16 protein-coding genes are annotated in these 14,663 nt (G+C 54.6%); 13 read left to right on the forward strand and 3 right to left on the reverse strand.

The window, feature by feature from the left end; translation table 11 throughout:
* The first annotated feature begins 44 nt into the window (after nt 1-44).
* From rluE to purB, 5 genes are read left to right on the forward strand one after another with little or no spacing between them, the layout of a single operon-like run.
* On the forward strand, nt 45-707 hold the full coding sequence (rluE, locus tag ACJTMZ_RS04735; protein WP_017693618.1) for a 23S rRNA pseudouridine(2457) synthase RluE: 663 nt from the start codon (nt 45-47) through the stop codon (nt 705-707).
* Nucleotides 707-1,180 carry an NUDIX hydrolase gene (locus ACJTMZ_RS04740; RefSeq protein WP_015570797.1) on the forward strand — a complete coding sequence of 158 codons (474 nt, stop codon included), beginning with the start codon at nt 707-709 and terminating at the stop codon, nt 1,178-1,180. Before rluE ends, ACJTMZ_RS04740 begins: the two co-directional genes overlap by 1 nt.
* Nucleotides 1,181-1,220: 40 nt before the next feature.
* Nucleotides 1,221-2,333: a tRNA 2-thiouridine(34) synthase MnmA gene (gene mnmA, locus ACJTMZ_RS04745; protein WP_032103856.1), complete on the forward strand. Its 1,113-nt coding sequence runs from the start codon at nt 1,221-1,223 to the stop codon at nt 2,331-2,333.
* Between the two features lie 27 nt (nt 2,334-2,360).
* The gene (gene hflD, locus ACJTMZ_RS04750; RefSeq protein ID WP_408626878.1) at nt 2,361-2,990 is read left to right on the forward strand and encodes a high frequency lysogenization protein HflD; all 630 of its coding nucleotides are present in this window, start codon (nt 2,361-2,363) and stop codon (nt 2,988-2,990) included.
* A 19-nt stretch (nt 2,991-3,009) separates the two neighbouring features.
* On the forward strand, nt 3,010-4,380 hold the full coding sequence (purB, locus tag ACJTMZ_RS04755) for an adenylosuccinate lyase (protein ID WP_045339955.1): 1,371 nt from the start codon (nt 3,010-3,012) through the stop codon (nt 4,378-4,380).
* 86 nt (nt 4,381-4,466) lie between these two features.
* Here purB and ACJTMZ_RS04760 read toward each other — a convergent pair whose 3' ends face one another.
* Complete coding sequence (locus tag ACJTMZ_RS04760) at nt 4,467-4,859, reverse strand: hypothetical protein (protein WP_023303483.1); 393 nt, start codon at nt 4,857-4,859, stop codon at nt 4,467-4,469.
* A gap of 117 nt (nt 4,860-4,976) precedes the next feature.
* Here ACJTMZ_RS04760 and ACJTMZ_RS04765 point away from each other — a divergent pair, with 117 nt between their 5' ends.
* From ACJTMZ_RS04765 to ACJTMZ_RS04780, 4 genes are all read left to right on the forward strand, one after another.
* The gene (locus ACJTMZ_RS04765; RefSeq protein WP_045338859.1) at nt 4,977-5,285 is read left to right on the forward strand and encodes a hypothetical protein; all 309 of its coding nucleotides are present in this window, start codon (nt 4,977-4,979) and stop codon (nt 5,283-5,285) included.
* Between the two features lie 48 nt (nt 5,286-5,333).
* Nucleotides 5,334-6,005 carry a two-component system response regulator PhoP gene (phoP, locus tag ACJTMZ_RS04770; RefSeq protein ID WP_026094318.1) on the forward strand — a complete coding sequence of 224 codons (672 nt, stop codon included), beginning with the start codon at nt 5,334-5,336 and terminating at the stop codon, nt 6,003-6,005.
* Nucleotides 6,006-7,469: a two-component system sensor histidine kinase PhoQ gene (phoQ, locus tag ACJTMZ_RS04775; protein WP_015570801.1), complete on the forward strand. Its 1,464-nt coding sequence runs from the start codon at nt 6,006-6,008 to the stop codon at nt 7,467-7,469.
* 91 nt (nt 7,470-7,560) lie between these two features.
* Nucleotides 7,561-8,682, forward strand: a complete 1,122-nt coding sequence (locus ACJTMZ_RS04780) for a cupin domain-containing protein (protein ID WP_017384706.1) — start codon at nt 7,561-7,563, stop codon at nt 8,680-8,682.
* 91 nt (nt 8,683-8,773) lie between these two features.
* Here ACJTMZ_RS04780 and ACJTMZ_RS04785 read toward each other — a convergent pair whose 3' ends face one another.
* A complete protein-coding gene (locus ACJTMZ_RS04785; RefSeq protein ID WP_045339954.1) occupies nt 8,774-9,265 on the reverse strand; it encodes an REP-associated tyrosine transposase in 492 nt (163 codons plus the stop codon).
* A 100-nt stretch (nt 9,266-9,365) separates the two neighbouring features.
* Nucleotides 9,366-10,589, reverse strand: coding sequence for a peptidase T (gene pepT / locus ACJTMZ_RS04790; protein ID WP_006809220.1), 1,224 nt, complete (start codon nt 10,587-10,589; stop codon nt 9,366-9,368).
* Between the two features lie 237 nt (nt 10,590-10,826).
* On the opposite strand from pepT, the gene potA reads away from it, so the two are divergent.
* From potA to potD, 4 genes are read left to right on the forward strand one after another with little or no spacing between them, the layout of a single operon-like run.
* Nucleotides 10,827-11,975, forward strand: coding sequence for a spermidine/putrescine ABC transporter ATP-binding protein PotA (potA, locus tag ACJTMZ_RS04795; protein WP_162837483.1), 1,149 nt, complete (start codon nt 10,827-10,829; stop codon nt 11,973-11,975).
* Nucleotides 11,959-12,816 (forward strand): spermidine/putrescine ABC transporter permease PotB, encoded by an 858-nt coding sequence (gene potB / locus ACJTMZ_RS04800; protein WP_214604585.1) that lies wholly within the window; start codon nt 11,959-11,961, stop codon nt 12,814-12,816. Before potA ends, potB begins: the two co-directional genes overlap by 17 nt.
* Nucleotides 12,813-13,604: a spermidine/putrescine ABC transporter permease PotC gene (gene potC, locus ACJTMZ_RS04805; protein ID WP_015570805.1), complete on the forward strand. Its 792-nt coding sequence runs from the start codon at nt 12,813-12,815 to the stop codon at nt 13,602-13,604. The genes potB and potC overlap by 4 nt, the downstream gene beginning before the upstream one ends.
* Entirely contained in the window at nt 13,601-14,635 is a 1,035-nt protein-coding gene (potD, locus tag ACJTMZ_RS04810; RefSeq protein WP_015570806.1) for a spermidine/putrescine ABC transporter substrate-binding protein PotD, read from the forward strand. Before potC ends, potD begins: the two co-directional genes overlap by 4 nt.
* Nucleotides 14,636-14,663: the final 28 nt, after the last annotated feature.

The following is a 14,663-nucleotide window of genomic DNA, read 5'->3' on the forward strand; positions in this document are numbered from 1 at the left end:
CCTGATTGTCCGACGCCATGAAAGGTCTTCGTTATTAGGCTATAATGCGGCAATTGATAACGCCTGAAAATACCATGACGAAAACTTCTTTTAGAAAACACCGGGTTGAGCGATTCAGCTCACGACAAGCCACCAGAAGAACGCCAGAACCCCAGCCAACGCGGGTCATACTGTTCAATAAACCCTACGATGTATTGCCACAGTTTACCGACGAGGCCGGGCGCAGCACGCTGAAGGACTTTATTCCCGTTCAGGGAGTGTACGCGGCGGGACGTCTGGATCGTGACAGCGAAGGGTTGCTGGTGCTCACCAATGACGGCGTGCTCCAGGCCAGGCTCACTCAGCCGGGCAAGCGTACCGGGAAAATTTACTTTGTGCAGGTTGAAGGCGAGCCGGACGACGCGTCGCTGGCAAAACTGCGTAACGGCGTAACGCTGAACGACGGTCCCACCCTGCCGGCTGGTATTGAGCGCGTGAATGAACCCGAGTGGCTATGGCCGCGCAACCCGCCGATTCGTGAGCGGAAATCCATTCCCACCAGCTGGCTTAAAATCACCCTTTATGAAGGCCGCAACCGACAGGTCAGGCGCATGACTGCGCATGTGGGCTTCCCTACCCTGCGACTCATTCGCTATGCCATGGGCAGCTACACGCTGGACTCGCTGGCAAACGGGGAATGGCGGGATGTTACCCCTAAGGAGAACTGATGTTTAAACCTCATGTTACGGTCGCCTGCGTGGTCCATGCGCAGGGGAAATTCCTGGTGGTGGAAGAGACCATCAACGGCAAAGCGCTGTGGAACCAGCCTGCCGGGCATCTTGAAGCCAATGAAACCTTACGCCAGGCGGCAGCCCGTGAGCTGTGGGAGGAGACGGGTATCCGCGCCGAACCGCAGCATTTTATCCGTATGCATCAGTGGATAGCGCCTGACCAGACGCCTTTCCTGCGCTTCTTATTCGCCGTTGAACTTAACGAAACGTGCGCCACTGAACCGCACGACGACGATATCGATCGCTGCCTGTGGGTGACTGCCGAGGAGATCCTGAACGCGCCAAACCTGCGTTCGCCGCTGGTGGCGGAAAGCATCCGCTGCTGGCAGTCTGCGGCGCGCCTGCCGCTGGATATCATTGCAGAGTTTAACTGGCCGTTTACAGAGGGTGTCAATGGTGGGGGGGCGTGATAGAATACGCCGCCTTGAAGTTCAATGTCGTGAGTATTCCATGTCAGATAACAGCCAGAAAAAAGTAATCGTCGGCATGTCCGGCGGTGTCGATTCCTCCGTTTCCGCCTACCTGTTGCAGCAACAGGGCTATAAGGTGGAGGGCCTGTTCATGAAGAACTGGGAGGAAGACGATGGCGAGGAATACTGCACTGCCGCTGCGGATCTCGCCGATGCGCAGGCCGTGTGCGATAAGCTCGGCATCGAACTGCACACCGTTAACTTTGCCGCAGAATACTGGGACAACGTTTTTGAACTCTTCCTCGAAGAGTATAAAGCGGGCCGCACGCCAAACCCGGATATCCTGTGCAACAAAGAGATCAAATTCAAAGCCTTCCTGGAATTCGCCGCGGAAGACCTGGGCGCAGACTACATTGCGACCGGCCACTACGTGCGTCGCGCGGATGTGAATGGCAAAAGCCAGCTGCTGCGCGGCCTGGACGGCAACAAAGATCAGAGCTACTTCCTCTATACGCTGAGCCACGAACAGATTGCCCAGAGCCTGTTCCCGGTCGGCGAGCTGGAAAAGCCGGAAGTGCGTAAGATTGCTGAAGATCTGGATCTGATCACCGCGAAGAAAAAAGACTCCACCGGTATTTGTTTTATCGGCGAGCGTAAATTCCGCGAGTTCCTGGGGCGCTACCTGCCTGCACAGCCGGGCAAAATCGTCACCGTTGACGGTGATGAGATTGGTCAGCACCAGGGGCTGATGTACCACACTCTCGGCCAGCGTAAAGGTCTGGGTATCGGCGGCACCAAAGAGGGCAGCGAAGATCCGTGGTACGTGGTCGACAAAGACGTCGAAAACAATATTCTGGTTGTGGCTCAGGGTCACGACCACCCGCGCCTGATGTCCGTTGGACTGATCGCGCAACAGCTGCACTGGGTCGATCGCGAGCCGCTGAAAGGCACGCTACGCTGCACAGTGAAAACGCGCTACCGCCAGACGGACATCCCTTGCACCGTAACCGCACTGGATGACGATCGTATTGACGTGCGTTTCGACGAGCCGGTTTCCGCCGTTACCCCTGGCCAGTCTGCTGTTTTCTACAGCGGCGAAATTTGCCTCGGCGGTGGGATCATTGAACAGCGCCTGCCGCTGCCTGCTGTTTAAACCGTTTGCACACATAAAGGAGACCGTGTGGCGAAGAACTATTACGACATCACCCTGGCGCTGGCGGGAATTTGCCAGTCAGCCCGTCTGGTGCAACAGCTGGCGCATCAGGGTCATTGCGACGCTGATGCCCTGCACGTTTCACTCAACAGCGTTATCGATCTTAACCCCGGCTCCACGCTGGGCGTCTTTGGCGGCAGTGAAACCAATCTTCGTCTCGGTCTTGAAACTCTGCTCGGCGTGCTCAACGCCAGCAACCGTCAGGGGTTGAACGCGGAACTGACCCGCTACACCTTAAGCCTGATGGTGCTGGAACGTAAGCTGAACGCGGCAAAAGGCGCAATGAATACCCTGGGCTACCGCATCGCCGGGCTACAGCGCCAGCTCGACCACTTTGACCTCCAGTCTGAGACCCTGCTCAGCGCGATGGCCGGTATCTACGTTGACGTGATTAGCCCGCTCGGCCCGCGTATTCAGGTCACCGGTTCGCCTGCCGTATTGCAAAGCCCACAGGTACAGGCGAAGGTACGCGCCTCGCTGCTGGCAGGCATCCGTGCCGCCGTGCTGTGGCAACAGGTCGGCGGTGGCCGCCTACAGTTAATGTTTTCTCGTCATCGCCTGACGACTCAGGCAAAACAAATTCTTGCTCATTGTTAACCTCCCGGAGTTGCGAATTATGGAATTATCCTCACTGACCGCCGTATCCCCTGTCGATGGACGCTACGGCGATAAAGTCAGCGCGCTGCGCGGGATCTTCAGCGAATATGGCCTGCTGAAGTTCCGTGTTCAGGTTGAAGTACGCTGGCTGCAAAAGCTGGCCGCCCAGACAGCAATCAAGGAAGTTCCTGCTTTTGACGCAAAGGCAAACGATTACCTTGATAAAATCGTTGCTGAGTTCAGCGAAGAAGATGCCGCGCGCATTAAAACCATCGAACGCACCACCAACCACGACGTGAAAGCGGTTGAATACTTCCTGAAAGAGAAAGTAGCAAGCGTCCCTGCCCTGCACGCGGTCTCTGAGTTTATTCACTTCGCCTGTACGTCTGAAGATATTAACAACCTGTCTCACGCGCTGATGCTCTCTACCGCGCGGAAAGAAGTGGTACTCCCTTACTGGCGTAAAATCATTGATGCGGTGAAAGCGCTGTCCGTGGAATACCGCGACATTCCGCTGCTGTCCCGTACTCACGGCCAGCCAGCAACCCCATCCACCATGGGTAAAGAGATGGCGAACGTGGCGTACCGCATGGAGCGCCAGTACCGTCAGCTGGAGCAGGTTGAGATCCTCGGCAAAATCAACGGCGCGGTGGGTAACTACAACGCCCACATCGCCGCGTACCCGGAAGTGGACTGGCACCAGTTCAGCGAAGAGTTTGTGAACTCTCTGGGGATCCAGTGGAACCCGTACACCACCCAGATTGAGCCGCACGACTACATCGCCGAGCTGTTTGACTGCATTGCGCGCTTCAACACCATCCTGATCGACTTCGATCGTGACGTATGGGGTTACATCGCCCTGAACCACTTCAAGCAGAAGACTATCGCCGGGGAAATCGGTTCGTCCACCATGCCGCACAAAGTGAACCCAATCGACTTCGAAAACTCCGAAGGTAACCTGGGTCTGGCGAATGCCGTGTTGCAGCATATGGCGAGCAAGCTGCCGGTATCCCGCTGGCAGCGCGACCTGACTGACTCCACGGTGCTGCGTAACCTGGGCGTAGGTATTGGCTACGCGCTGATCGCCTACCAGTCCACCCTGAAAGGTGTGAGCAAACTGGAAGTTAACCGCGACCGTCTGCTGGACGAGCTGGATCACAACTGGGAAGTGCTGGCGGAGCCGATTCAGACCGTGATGCGTCGTTACGGCATCGAAAAACCGTACGAGAAACTCAAAGAGCTGACCCGCGGTAAACGCGTTGATGCTGAAGGTATGAAACAGTTTATCGACGGTCTGGCGCTGCCAGAAGAAGAAAAAGCGCGCCTGAAAGAGATGACCCCGGCAAACTATATTGGCCGTGCCATCGCTATGGTTGACGAGCTGAAGTAATCGCCCTTCCCCCTTTCCACCAGGAAAGGGGGCTGCTTTACATCATCGAGCCGACATTTCACGTCACATTATCTGTTTTGCCGGGATTAGAGCCTGCCGTCAGGCTGATTGTTATTTTTTGCCGTGGAATAACTTTCCGGAATATACCGTTTTAAGCCGAACGGGCACAGTTTGAACTGGCACGGGGTTTCAGCCGTGCACGGGCGATCCATCTCCTGTCGGTTGCCTGGACACGCGTTTTTCTGTTTGAACCCCATCCAGCCTATTGATGTAAAGGGCATTGCCTGCGCTATCCATACTCTACGCCGCCGATCGTTAATCAGGATCCCCTGGTTTGAAGTGGTGATGATTTCACCTGTACGAACGTAATAATCTCCCTTTAACCACAGGATATAATTCAGGCCATACTGTGTTTCAACTTTGCAAAAGATGGTTCCGCTTTCCGGGCTCGCAATAGTCTCAACAACCTTCCATTCCATAAAATCCTCTTTACTCGCTATATTGCTGTTTTGTTGTGTAAAAATGCTGCTTTTCTGGCACATCTTATGCAAATCTAATTTCGCACCATAAAATAAGCGTAGACAAAGCCAGGCATAGTGAGAACATCCTTACAAAAAAAAGGGCAATATTTACAAAACTGGCGTGCCCGTGCTGTCCAAAAAGCGACTCGCCTTCAACAGTTCATAAACGGATGGCTGTTTTATCGGGATTGCGAAAGCTTGCGAAAACAAGTCAGTTTATATTACCCGCGCCTGCTGGGGGCGCATGAGGCTTACGTGAGTTGGGTGGGTGATATGAACCAGGCTCAGGTCAACATACTTAATAATCAGGTGCCTGGCGTCATCCCCCCTGTGTTCGGGAGCATGAAAAAATCATTTAATTTCATTGCGCTGGTGTCAACCTGAATAATCAGCGTTAAACTATTCATACCATTTATAAAGGGAGAAGTGATGATGCGCGTACTGGTTGTTGAGGATAACGCATTGCTACGTCATCACCTGAAAGTTCAACTTCAGGAGATGGGTCATCAGGTGGATGATGCTGAAGACGCAAAAGAGGCCGATTATTATCTCAATGAACACCTGCCGGACATCGCCATTGTCGATTTAGGGCTGCCGGATGAAGACGGATTGTCCCTTATCCGCCGCTGGCGTAGCCATGACGTTTCCCTGCCGGTACTGGTGCTGACTGCCCGCGAAGGCTGGCAGGACAAGGTTGAAGTCCTGAGCGCTGGCGCGGATGACTACGTGACCAAACCCTTCCATATTGAAGAAGTCGCTGCGCGTATGCAGGCGCTGCTGCGCCGCAACAGCGGGCTGGCGTCACAGGTTATCTCTCTGCCGCCGTTCCAGGTGGACCTCTCTCGCCGCGAATTTTCTATTAATGATGAAGTGATCAAGCTGACCGCATTCGAATACACCATCATGGAAACGCTGATCCGTAACAACGGTAAAGTGGTGAGCAAAGATTCCCTGATGCTTCAGCTCTATCCGGATGCCGAGCTGCGCGAAAGCCACACCATTGACGTGCTGATGGGTCGCCTGCGTAAAAAAATTCAGGCGCAGTACCCGCATGACGTGATCACCACCGTGCGTGGTCAGGGCTACCTGTTCGAATTACGCTAAATGAAAGGGATATTGCGCCACATTTTACCCCTTTCGCTGCGGGTTCGCTTTTTGCTGGCAACCGCCGCCGTCGTGCTGGTGCTGTCGCTCTCTTATGGGATGGTGGCGTTGGTCGGTTATAGCGTGAGCTTCGATAAAACCACCTTCCGCCTGCTTCGCGGCGAAAGTAACCTGTTTTATACCCTGGCGAAGTGGGAGAACAACCGAATCACCGTCGAGATGCCGGAAAACCTGAATCAGCAGAGCCCGACGCTGGCGCTGATCTATGATGAAAAAGGGAAATTGCTTTGGGCCCAGCGCGATGTCCCGTGGTTGAAAAAGCGCATCCGTCCGGAATGGCTGAAAACCAACGGTTTTCATGAAATAGAAGCCGACCTCAACTCCACCAGCAGCCTGCTGCGTGACGATCGCGCCTTACAGATTAAGCTTAATGAGATCCGGGCCGAAGATGACGACACGGAGATGACCCACTCTGTGGCCATCAACCTTTACCCCGCCACCCTGAACATGCCGCAGTTAACCATTGTGGTGATCGATACCATACCGGTTGAGCTGAAACGCTCGTATATGGTCTGGAACTGGTTTGTGTATGTTCTGGCTGCCAACCTGCTGCTGGTGATCCCTCTCCTGTGGGTTGCTGCGTGGTGGAGCCTCCGCCCGATTGAATCCCTTGCCAAAGAGGTGCGCGAGCTGGAGGAACATCACCGCGAGAAGCTAAACCCGGAGACCACGCGTGAGCTGACCAGCCTGGTGCGCAACCTCAACCGCCTGCTGAAAAGCGAACGTGAACGCTACGACAAGTATCGCACGACGCTCACCGACCTTACGCACAGCCTGAAAACCCCGCTGGCCGTGATGCAGAGTACCCTGCGTTCCATGCGCAGTTCGAAAATGAGCGTGGATGACGCCGAGCCGGTGATGCTGGAACAAATCAGCCGTATTTCACAGCAGATCGGCTATTACCTGCACCGCGCGAGCATGCGTTCCGGAAGCGCCCTGTTGAGCCGTGAACTGCACCCGGTAGCCCCGCTGCTGGATAACCTCACCTCTGCGCTAAACAAGGTGTACCAGCGTAAAGGGGTCAACATCAGTCTGGATATCTCACCGGAAATTAGCTTTGTCGGTGAGAAAAATGACTTTATGGAAGTGATGGGAAACCTGCTCGATAACGCCTGCAAATATTGTCTGGAGTTTGTCGAGGTGTCCGCGCGGGTAACGGATAACGAACTGCATATTATCGTTGAGGATGATGGTCCTGGCATTCCCCGTAATAAACGCGAAGTGGTGTTCGATCGCGGCCAGCGCGCCGATACGCTGCGGCCAGGCCAGGGCGTCGGATTATCCGTCGCCAGGGAAATCGTCGATCAGTACGAGGGCAAGATTGAAACCGGTGAAAGTTTGCTGGGCGGTGCCCGTATGGAAGTCATTTTTGGCCGCCAGCATCCCGTATCGAACGATAGTTGACCCGAAATGTGAAAAATACGCGGATCTCGCAGTCAGGGGGCGGTGCTTCCGTTATAATCCGTCTCAGTAAGAGCCTGCGGAATACAAAAATATGGATTATCAATTAACGCTTAACTGGCCCGAATTTATTGAACGTTACTGGCAAAAACGCCCGGTCGTTCTTAAACGCGGGATCAGCAATTTTATCGACCCTATTTCTCCTGACGAACTCGCTGGTCTGGCGATGGAAAACGAGGTAGACAGCCGTCTGGTGAGCCACCAGGACGGGAAATGGCAGGTCAGCCACGGTCCCTTTGAAAGCTACGATCACCTGGGCGAAAACAACTGGTCTTTACTGGTGCAGGCGGTCAACAACTGGCACGAACCCACCGCAGCCTTAATGCGTCCCTTCCGCGCCCTGCCAGACTGGCGAATGGACGATCTGATGATCTCCTTCTCCGTTCCCGGTGGCGGCGTGGGTCCGCATCTGGATCAGTACGACGTGTTTATCATTCAGGGTACCGGGCGCCGTCGCTGGCGCGTGGGCGAAAAAGTGCCAATGAAGCAGCACTGCCCGCACCCGGATCTGCTTCAGGTTGATCCGTTTGAAGGGATCATTGATGAAGAGCTGGAGCCAGGTGACATTCTCTATATCCCACCGGGCTTCCCGCATGAAGGTTATTCCCTGGAAAACTCGCTGAACTATTCGGTTGGTTTCCGCGCGCCAAGCGGGCGCGAGATGATCAGCGGATTTGCTGACTATGTTTTACAGCGTGAGCTGGGCAGCTACCGTTACAGCGATCCGGACGTTCCGGCGCGTGAGCACCCGGCGGATATTCTGCCAGAGGAGCTGGATAAGCTGCGCGGGATGATGCTGGATCTGATCAACGAACCGGAGCACTTCAGACAGTGGTTTGGCGAGTTTATCAGCCAGTCGCGTCACGAACTGGACGTCGCACCGCCAGAGCCGCCGTATCAGGCAGATGAAATTTATGATGCGCTCCAGCAGGGCGATAAGCTGGTTCGTCTGGGCGGATTACGCGTACTGCGCATTGGCGAAGAGGTATTCGTCAACGGCGAGCGCCTGGACTCTCCGCATCGCCCGGCGCTGGAAGCGATTGCCAGCCATATGGTGCTGACTGCGGATACCTTTGGCGACGCACTGGACGATCCCTCCTTCCTCGCCATGCTGGCCGCGCTGGTGAACAGCGGGTACTGGTTTTTTGAGGACTGAGCCATGATGTTTGCCGGGTGGCGGCTACGCCTTACCCGGCCTACATATTGCACCCGTAGGCCCGGTAAGCGAAGCGCCACCGGGCTTTGTTTTACTTCCGCTCCCCCGCCGCAAAATCCTCAATCTCACCCGCCCAGTCTGCCGGATATAACCCTTCCCGCACGTCCCGATGAAACGTTGAATATGGCCAGTCGACGACTTTCCCGACATAGCCATGCTTCAGCGGATTGATGTAGATGTAATCCATATGCCGCCGATAATCCTGCTCATTGCGAATAGTGTGCTCCCAGAAACGCGGTTGCCAGACGTGGCGCATTTCAATGTTGCGGCTAGACGTTTTTTTGATGTCGCGCCAGCGCGCTGAAAAGTCACTGTCTCCTTCCGGCAGGGTCCAGATACAGTGCATATGTTCAGGCAGGATAACCCAGGCGTTAATGGTAAAGGGCTTTGCACGCTTAACCGTGGCGGTAGCGGAACGCAGGCTGTCGATGTGGCGAGTAAGTAAATCGCTCTGGCGGTTTTGCAGATTGACGGTGAAAAACCAGGTCCCACCGGGGATGTAGTGGCGGCGGTAGTTTGACATTTGAACTCCCTGTTCATGTGCCGGGTGGCGGCTACGCCTTACCCGGCCTACAAAAGCCATTCCTGTAGGCCCGGTAAGCGAAGCGCCACCGGGCATTTTTTTACCGCTTCGCGGTTAACTCCGCTATCCGCACGATCACCTGCACCGCTTTCTCCATCCCTTCCAGCGTCACGAATTCATGCTTGCCGTGGTAGTTATATCCACCGGTAAACAGGTTCGGGCACGGCAGGCCCATAAACGACAGCTGTGAACCATCGGTACCGCCACGGATCGGTTTCATCACCGGCTCGATGTCACAATCGCGCATCGCCTGCTGGGCGATATCAAGAATATGCGGATGCTCCATCACCTTATCGCGCATATTGTAATAGCTGTCTTCGATGATGAGTTCAATATAGCAATCCGGATGCAGCCCCTTGCCGACCTTTTTCGCGATCTCCATCATCTTACGTTTGCGCGCTTCAAAGGCTTTGCGGTCGAAATCGCGGACAATATAGTGCATCTGCGCGCTGTCCACGGTCCCCTTGATGCTGGTCAGATGATAAAAACCCTCATACCCTTCCGTCATCTCCGGGCTCTCTTCGGCGGGCACTTCCGCATGAATACGCGCAGCCAGCGACAGCGCATTCACCATCACCCCTTTCGCAGACCCCGGGTGCACGTTATTCCCGACGATTTTGATCGTTACCGATGCCGCGTTAAAGTTTTCATACTCCAGTTCACCCACGCCGCCACCGTCGACGGTGTAGGCCCACTGCGCGTTAAACGCCTCAACGTCAAAGTGTTTTGCGCCTTTTCCAACCTCTTCATCCGGCGTGAAGGCCACGCGGATATCGCCATGTGGGATATTTTTGCCCTTCAGCACCGCCAGCGCCGTCATGATCTCGGCGATGCCCGCTTTGTCATCGGCCCCCAGCAAGGTTTTGCCGTCAGTGGTGATTAACGTCTGCCCCAGCAGCTGATGCAGTACCGGGAACATCACCGGCGACAGCACTTCGTCGCCAATGCCCAGCGCAATATCACCGCCGCGGTAGTTTTCAACAATCTGCGGGTTTACGTGTTTACCGCTAAAATCAGGTGAGGTATCGACATGAGAAATAAAGCCAATTGCCGGGATATCGCCGTCAATATTCGCCGGCAGCGTTCCCATCACGGTCCCTTTTTCGCTGAGCGTGACATCAACCAGCCCCATGGCCTCCAGCTGCTCTTTCAGCAGATTTAGTAGCTTCCACTGGCCTTCGGTGCTTGGCACCTGTCGGACCCCCGGCTTAGATTGGGTATCCAGCGAAACGTAATGTAAGAAACGCTCAAGTAGTTTATCCATGCAGTCACCCTCACTTTTTGTGACAACATTATCATTAAGCAGCAAAACGCAAATATTGCGTCAGGTCACTTTTATCCCGCAAACGAGAACTTTTTACGTTTATATCGTTGTGCGTTAATAAATGTAGCTTATGAATAAGTGAGAAGGATTGGCGATTCAATGGGTTTGCCGTAGAATGTCCGCCCTCATTACGAGTCACCAAGGTGGTTACACACAAACCCCGCTTCAGTCTGCTGCCTGAGGCGTCTATATGGGACAGCGCGAAAATTGAATACACAACCCCGTTCCCTTTCACCGCTGGTGCAACTGGAACGAATTCGTAAAAGTTTCGATGGCAAAGATGTCATTTCCGACCTTAATCTGACCATCAATGACGGTGAGTTTCTCACGCTGCTCGGCCCCTCCGGCTGCGGCAAAACCACCGTCCTGCGCCTTATCGCCGGGCTGGAAAGCGTCGATAACGGCCATATCCATCTTGAGAACCAGGACATAACCCAGGTTCCAGCCGAAGATCGCCACGTCAATACCGTCTTTCAGAGCTATGCCCTATTCCCGCACATGACCGTGTTTGAGAACGTGGCGTTTGGCCTGCGGATGCAAAAAACACCGGCCAGCGAGATCCCACCTCGGGTTACCGAAGCCCTGCGCATGGTACAGCTGGAGGCGTTCGCCCAGCGCAAGCCGCATCAACTTTCCGGTGGTCAGCAGCAGCGTGTGGCCATTGCCCGCGCCGTGGTCAACAAACCTCGCCTGCTCCTGCTGGATGAATCCCTCTCTGCGCTGGACTACAAGCTGCGCAAGCAGATGCAGAACGAGCTGAAAGCGCTTCAGCGTAAGCTCGGCATCACGTTCGTGTTTGTCACGCACGATCAGGAAGAAGCCCTGACCATGTCAGACCGTATCGTGGTGATGCGCGACGGCAAGATTGAGCAGGATGGCACCCCGCGTGAAATTTACGAAGAGCCGAAAAACCTGTTCGTCGCCAGCTTTATTGGCGAAATCAATATCTTTAACGCCACGGTGATCGAGCATCTGGACGATCGGCGCGTTCGCGCAAATGTGGAAGGCCGCGAATGCAATATTACCGTCAACTTTGCCGTCGAGAAGGGTCAAAAGCTCAACGTCCTGCTGCGCCCGGAAGATCTCCGCGTTGATGAGATCCACGACACGGCTGACGTCGAAGGTCTGATCGGTTACGTTCGCGAACGCAACTACAAAGGGATGACCCTCGAATCCGTTGTGGAACTGGAAAACGGCAAAATGGTGATGGTCAGCGAGTTCTTTAACGAGGACGATCCGGACTTCGACCATTCGCTGGATCAGAAAATGGTCATCAACTGGGTAGAAAGCTGGGAGGTTGTACTGGCTGATGAAGAACACAAGTAAGTTCCAGAATGTGGTGATTGCCACGATCGTCGGTTGGCTTGTGTTGTTTGTCTTTCTTCCCAACCTGATGATCATTGTGACCAGCTTCCTGACCCGCGACGACGCGAACTTCGTGACGATGGTCTTTACGCTGGACAACTACGCGCGCCTGCTCGATCCGCTCTATTTTGACGTGCTGCTGCACTCGCTCAATATGGCGCTGATTGCCACCCTCGCCTGTCTGGTGCTGGGGTATCCATTCGCCTGGTTCCTGGCCCGCCTGCCGCAAAAAGTGCGGCCGCTGCTGCTGTTTTTACTGATTGTGCCGTTCTGGACCAACTCGTTAATCCGCATCTACGGGCTGAAAATCTTCCTCAGCACCAAAGGTTATCTGAACGAGTTTCTGCTGTGGCTGGGGGTGATCGAGGCGCCGATCCGCATCATGTTCACTCCGGGCGCGGTGATTATCGGCCTGGTCTATATCCTGCTGCCGTTTATGGTGATGCCGCTCTACTCCAGCATTGAAAAGCTCGATAAGCCGCTGCTGGAAGCGGCGAAAGACCTGGGCGCCAGTAAGTTACAAACTTTTGTCCGCATCATTATTCCGCTGACCATGCCGGGTATTATCGCCGGCTGTCTGCTGGTCATGCTGCCTGCGATGGGCCTGTTCTACGTATCGGACCTGATGGGCGGGGCGAAAAACCTGCTGATCGGTAACGTGATTAAGAGTCAGTTCCTGAATATCCGCGACTGGCCGTTCGGCTCGGCCACCAGCATAACGTTGACGGTGGTGATGGGACTGATGCTGCTGGTTTACTGGCGTGCATCACGCCTGCTGAATAAGAAGGTGGAACTGGAATGATCGGTCGACTGCTTCGCGGCGGTTTTATGACCGCCATTTATGCGTATCTCTATATTCCGATAATCATTTTGATCGTGAACTCCTTTAACAGCTCACGCTTCGGGATCAACTGGCAAGGGTTTACCACCAAATGGTATGGCCTGCTGATGAACAATGACAGCCTGCTACAGGCCGCTCAGCACTCGCTGACGATGGCGGTATTCTCTGCCACCTTCGCGACGCTGATTGGCTCACTGACCGCCGTGGCGCTGTACCGCTACCGTTTTCGCGGTAAGCCGTTCGTCAGTGGCATGCTGTTTGTGGTGATGATGTCCCCGGATATCGTGATGGCCATTTCACTGCTGGTGCTGTTTATGCTGCTGGGCGTCCAGCTCGGTTTCTGGTCGCTGCTGTTCTCGCATATCACCTTCTGTCTGCCGTTTGTGGTGGTAACCGTCTACGCGCGTCTGAAAGGGTTCGACGTACGCATGCTGGAAGCGGCGAAAGATCTGGGTGCGAGCGAGATGACCATTCTGCGCAAAATCATTCTGCCGCTGGCGATGCCCGCCGTGGCAGCAGGATGGCTGCTCAGCTTTACCCTGTCGATGGACGACGTGGTCGTGTCCTCCTTCGTCACCGGGCCGAGCTATGAAATTCTGCCGTTGAAGATCTACTCAATGGTTAAAGTCGGTGTTTCACCCGAAGTGAACGCGCTGGCGACTATTCTGTTGGTGTTATCGCTGGTTCTGGTAATTGCCAGCCAGGTTATTGCTCGTGATAAAACAAAATCTCAGGGGACACAGAAATGAAAAAAATGCTTGCCGCTGCGGCACTGGTGCTCGGAATGGGCGCCGCGCATGCTGATGACAGCAAAACGCTCTATTTCTACAACTGGACCGAGTATGTGCCGCCGGGCCTGCTGGAGCAGTTCACCAAAGAGACGGGCATCAAGGTGATCTATTCGACCTACGAGTCGAATGAAACCATGTACGCCAAGCTCAAAACCTATAAAGATGGCGCGTATGACCTGGTGGTGCCGTCGACCTATTTCGTCGACAAGATGCGCAAAGAAGGCATGATCCAGAAGATCGACAAAACGAAGCTAACCAATTTTTCAAACCTCGATCCTGAGATGCTAAACAAGCCGTTCGACCCGAACAACGACTACTCCATTCCGTACATCTGGGGCGCGACGGCAATTGGCGTCAACAGCGATGCCATTGATCCAAAAACGGTTTCATCCTGGGCTGACCTGTGGAAGCCGGAATACAAAAGCAGCCTGCTGTTAACCGACGATGCGCGCGAAGTGTTCCAGGTTGCGCTGCGTAAACTCGGCTATTCCGGTAACACCACCGATCCGAAAGAGATCGAAGCGGCGTATAACGAACTGAAAAAGCTGATGCCAAACGTGGCGGCGTTCAACTCGGATAACCCGGCTAACCCGTATATGGAAGGTGAAGTGAATCTGGGTATGGTCTGGAACGGCTCTGCGTTTGTGGCGCGTCAGGCCGGGACGCCGCTGGAGGTGGTCTGGCCGAAGGAGGGCGGCATCTTCTGGATGGACAGCCTCGCGATCCCGGCGAATGCGAAAAACGTCGAGGGCGCCCTGAAGCTGATCAATTTCCTGCTGCGCCCGGATGTGGCAAAAGAGGTGGCGGAAACCATCGGCTACCCGACGCCAAACCTGGCCGCGCGGAAGCTGTTAAGCCCTGAAGTGGCAAATGATAAATCGCTTTATCCGGACGCTGAAACCATCAGCAAAGGGGAATGGCAGAACGACGTCGGTGACGCGAGCCGCCTGTATGAAGAGTATTATCAGAAGCTAAAAGCAGGCCGTTAATGCATAACGGGCGACGCAATGTCGCCCG

The organism is Enterobacter sp. DN, from assembly GCF_046054285.1.
In the GTDB taxonomy this organism is placed as follows: domain Bacteria; phylum Pseudomonadota; class Gammaproteobacteria; order Enterobacterales; family Enterobacteriaceae; genus Enterobacter; species Enterobacter hormaechei_C.

Bases quoted from the DNA above. Each gene is read 5' to 3' on its own strand.
- ACJTMZ_RS04780 (WP_017384706.1), top strand. From the start codon at position 7,561: ATGGATTATCAATTAACGCTTAACTGGCCCGAATTTATTGAACGTTAC.
- potB (WP_214604585.1), top strand. From the start codon at position 11,959: ATGAAGAACACAAGTAAGTTCCAGAATGTGGTGATTGCCACGATCGTC.
- ACJTMZ_RS04740 (WP_015570797.1), top strand. From the start codon at position 707: ATGTTTAAACCTCATGTTACGGTCGCCTGCGTGGTCCATGCGCAGGGG.
- potD (WP_015570806.1), top strand. From the start codon at position 13,601: ATGAAAAAAATGCTTGCCGCTGCGGCACTGGTGCTCGGAATGGGCGCC.
- ACJTMZ_RS04760 (WP_023303483.1), bottom strand. From the start codon at position 4,859: ATGGAATGGAAGGTTGTTGAGACTATTGCGAGCCCGGAAAGCGGAACC.
- mnmA (WP_032103856.1), top strand. From the start codon at position 1,221: ATGTCAGATAACAGCCAGAAAAAAGTAATCGTCGGCATGTCCGGCGGT.
- purB (WP_045339955.1), top strand. From the start codon at position 3,010: ATGGAATTATCCTCACTGACCGCCGTATCCCCTGTCGATGGACGCTAC.
- potC (WP_015570805.1), top strand. From the start codon at position 12,813: ATGATCGGTCGACTGCTTCGCGGCGGTTTTATGACCGCCATTTATGCG.
- ACJTMZ_RS04785 (WP_045339954.1), bottom strand. From the start codon at position 9,265: ATGTCAAACTACCGCCGCCACTACATCCCCGGTGGGACCTGGTTTTTC.
- pepT (WP_006809220.1), bottom strand. From the start codon at position 10,589: ATGGATAAACTACTTGAGCGTTTCTTACATTACGTTTCGCTGGATACC.
- rluE (WP_017693618.1), top strand. From the start codon at position 45: ATGCGGCAATTGATAACGCCTGAAAATACCATGACGAAAACTTCTTTT.
- phoQ (WP_015570801.1), top strand. From the start codon at position 6,006: ATGAAAGGGATATTGCGCCACATTTTACCCCTTTCGCTGCGGGTTCGC.
- phoP (WP_026094318.1), top strand. From the start codon at position 5,334: ATGCGCGTACTGGTTGTTGAGGATAACGCATTGCTACGTCATCACCTG.